Origin of the sequence: Pseudomonas fragi (assembly GCF_002269505.1) — a bacterium.
Lineage (GTDB): Bacteria > Pseudomonadota > Gammaproteobacteria > Pseudomonadales > Pseudomonadaceae > Aquipseudomonas > Aquipseudomonas fragi_D.
In genome coordinates this window covers 1-2206 of record NZ_NQKQ01000057.1, presented here as the reverse complement: position 1 = coordinate 2206, position 2206 = coordinate 1, and the positions used below count along the sequence as shown (strand labels likewise).

At 53.1% G+C, this 2206-nt stretch carries 3 protein-coding genes; 1 reads left to right on the top strand and 2 read right to left on the bottom strand.

Annotated elements, in window-relative coordinates; all coding sequences use genetic code 11:
- Positions 1-196 precede the first annotated feature (196 nt).
- Together CJU81_RS23470 and CJU81_RS23465 are read right to left on the bottom strand one after the other, a co-directional pair.
- Entirely contained in the window at positions 197-400 is a 204-nt protein-coding gene (locus tag CJU81_RS23470) for a hypothetical protein (RefSeq protein ID WP_095038443.1), read from the bottom strand.
- A gap of 219 nt (positions 401-619) precedes the next feature.
- Positions 620-1399, bottom strand: a complete 780-nt coding sequence (locus CJU81_RS23465; protein ID WP_016782698.1) for an exodeoxyribonuclease III — start codon at positions 1397-1399, stop codon at positions 620-622.
- A gap of 83 nt (positions 1400-1482) precedes the next feature.
- Here CJU81_RS23465 and pyrE point away from each other — a divergent pair, with 83 nt between their 5' ends.
- Positions 1483-2124 carry an orotate phosphoribosyltransferase gene (gene pyrE, locus CJU81_RS23460; protein WP_095038442.1) on the top strand — a complete coding sequence of 214 codons (642 nt, stop codon included), beginning with the start codon at positions 1483-1485 and terminating at the stop codon, positions 2122-2124.
- The last annotated feature ends 82 nt before the right edge of the window (positions 2125-2206 follow it).

Below are 2206 nucleotides of genomic sequence, written 5' to 3'. Positions count from 1 at the left end.
TCGACTTGGTCTACGACTGATAATTTAAAAGCTAGTGTGTAGTCACGCTGACTGCGCCTTTTGCCCGTATCCATTGACTCCTCCTGAAAATAGGTCAGAAGGTGTAAACCTTATTCAGGACGGGACACACCCATGAAAAAAGCCCGCATGAAATGTGCGAGCTTTTTGAAAGTATGATCCTGCCCTAAATCAGCTATCAACCAAAGTGAATGGACACTATGCAGTTGTTGGCATCACCGATCAGGTGAATGCGCCTTTCATCCCATTCCTTGGTAGAAATTTCATTGACTCCGACTACCCGAGTACGTCCGGTGAGTTCGCTGATGTAGGCTTTAACGGTGGGCACGTAGCGAGTGCCTATCAAATAGCCAAGAAGTTTAATAATTTCTTCATTATTCATTTTTTAATCCCTTAAATTTATGAAATGTCCTGTTGGACCGCAGCATTCTGTTGGGTTTCCAGCTGTCAATGCAGTACTTATTTATCGTGCTTTCTTATGATCTATACAAAAAATGTAGCGCTATGGTTTGCACGTATTAGTTAACTGCTAAGCAAAGTCCGAGACAAAAAAATGCCCGTATCTTTCGATACGGGCATTTTTTATGACGGCGACAAACACTTAGATAGTCAGTGTCCAGTCGTAGTCCACGATCAATGGCGCGTGCTGCGAGAAGCGTGGCTGACGTGGCATGCGAGCGCTTCGTACAAAGCGGCGCAGGCCCGGTGTCAGCAGCTGGTAGTCAAAACGCCAGCCCAGATTCAGCATCTCGGCCTGTTCGTTGTCCGGCCACCAGCTGTACTGGTCACCTTCACGACTGACTTCACGCAGGGCATCGACATAGCCCATGTTGCCGACAATCTCATCCATCCAGGCCCGTTCAGGCGCCAGGAAGCCGGGTGATTGCTGGCTGTCGCGCCAGTTTTTAATGTCAAGTTTCTGCTGCGCCACATACAGTGAGCCGCAGTAGATGTACTCACGACGCTTGCGACGCTGCTTGTCGAGATAGCGCGCAAAGTCGTCCATTAGCTTGAACTTTTGATTCAAGTCTTCATCGCCGTTCTGCCCCGAAGGGAGCAGCAAGGTCGCGATGCTGACCTTATCGAAATCGGCTTGCAGGTAGCGCCCGTAGCGATCGGCCGTCTCGAAGCCAAGCCCGGTGATGACTGCTTTCGGCTGCAACCGCGAGTACAAAGCCACACCACCTTGGGCAGGGACTTCGGCGTCGCAGGCATAAAGAAAGTAGCCATCGAGCTGGTAGGCTGGATCGTCCAGTTCAAAGGCGGAGGCACGGGTGTCCTGCAGGCAGATAACGTCGGCATTCTGAGCTTGCAGCCAACTGAGCAAACCGCGCTCGACTGCCGTCTGAATACCATTGACGTTCACACTGATGATCCGCATAAATGGCCCCAAAAATCACGTGAGTGTATGATACACGCCGTCTTACTAATTAGCTAAATCCGTGGTGTCTGGGGACTTTTTTCATGCAAGCGTATCAGCGCGATTTCATCCGCTTTGCCATCGATCGTGGCGTTTTGCGCTTCGGTGAGTTCACCCTGAAGTCGGGCCGTACCAGCCCTTACTTCTTCAATGCCGGCCTGTTCAACACCGGCTCTGCACTGGCCCAGCTGGGGCGTTACTATGCTGCCGCCATCGTTGACAGCGGTATTTCCTTCGACGTGCTCTTTGGCCCGGCCTACAAGGGCATCCCTCTGGCGGCAACCACCGCCGTGGCCCTGGCCGAACACCACGACCGCGACCTGCCATGGTGCTTCAACCGCAAGGAAGCCAAGGCCCACGGCGAAGGTGGCAGCCTGGTTGGCTCGCCGCTGGAAGGCGATATCCTGATCATCGATGACGTGATCACGGCTGGCACTGCCATCCGTGAAGTCATGCAGATCATCCAGGCCCAGGGCGCCAAGGCTGCCGGTGTGATGATTGCCCTCAACCGTCAGGAGCGGGGCAATGGCGAGCTGTCGGCGATCCAGGAAGTGGAGCGCGACTTCGGTATTCCGGTGATCAGCATCGTTTCCTTGAACCAGGTGCTGCAATACCTGGCTGAAGATGAAACGCTCAAGCAGTACCTGCCTGCCGTTGAAGCCTACCGGGCGCAATACGGGATTTAATCCCCTGTCTAGTCCTGAAATAGGTTTACACCAATTTCAGTCTCAAAACGCCCGATGCACCGCATCGGGCGTTTTGTATTTC

Bases quoted from the DNA above. Each gene is read 5' to 3' on its own strand.
- CJU81_RS23470 (WP_095038443.1), bottom strand. From the start codon at position 400: ATGAATAATGAAGAAATTATTAAACTTCTTGGCTATTTGATAGGCACT.
- CJU81_RS23465 (WP_016782698.1), bottom strand. From the start codon at position 1,399: ATGCGGATCATCAGTGTGAACGTCAATGGTATTCAGACGGCAGTCGAG.
- pyrE (WP_095038442.1), top strand. From the start codon at position 1,483: ATGCAAGCGTATCAGCGCGATTTCATCCGCTTTGCCATCGATCGTGGC.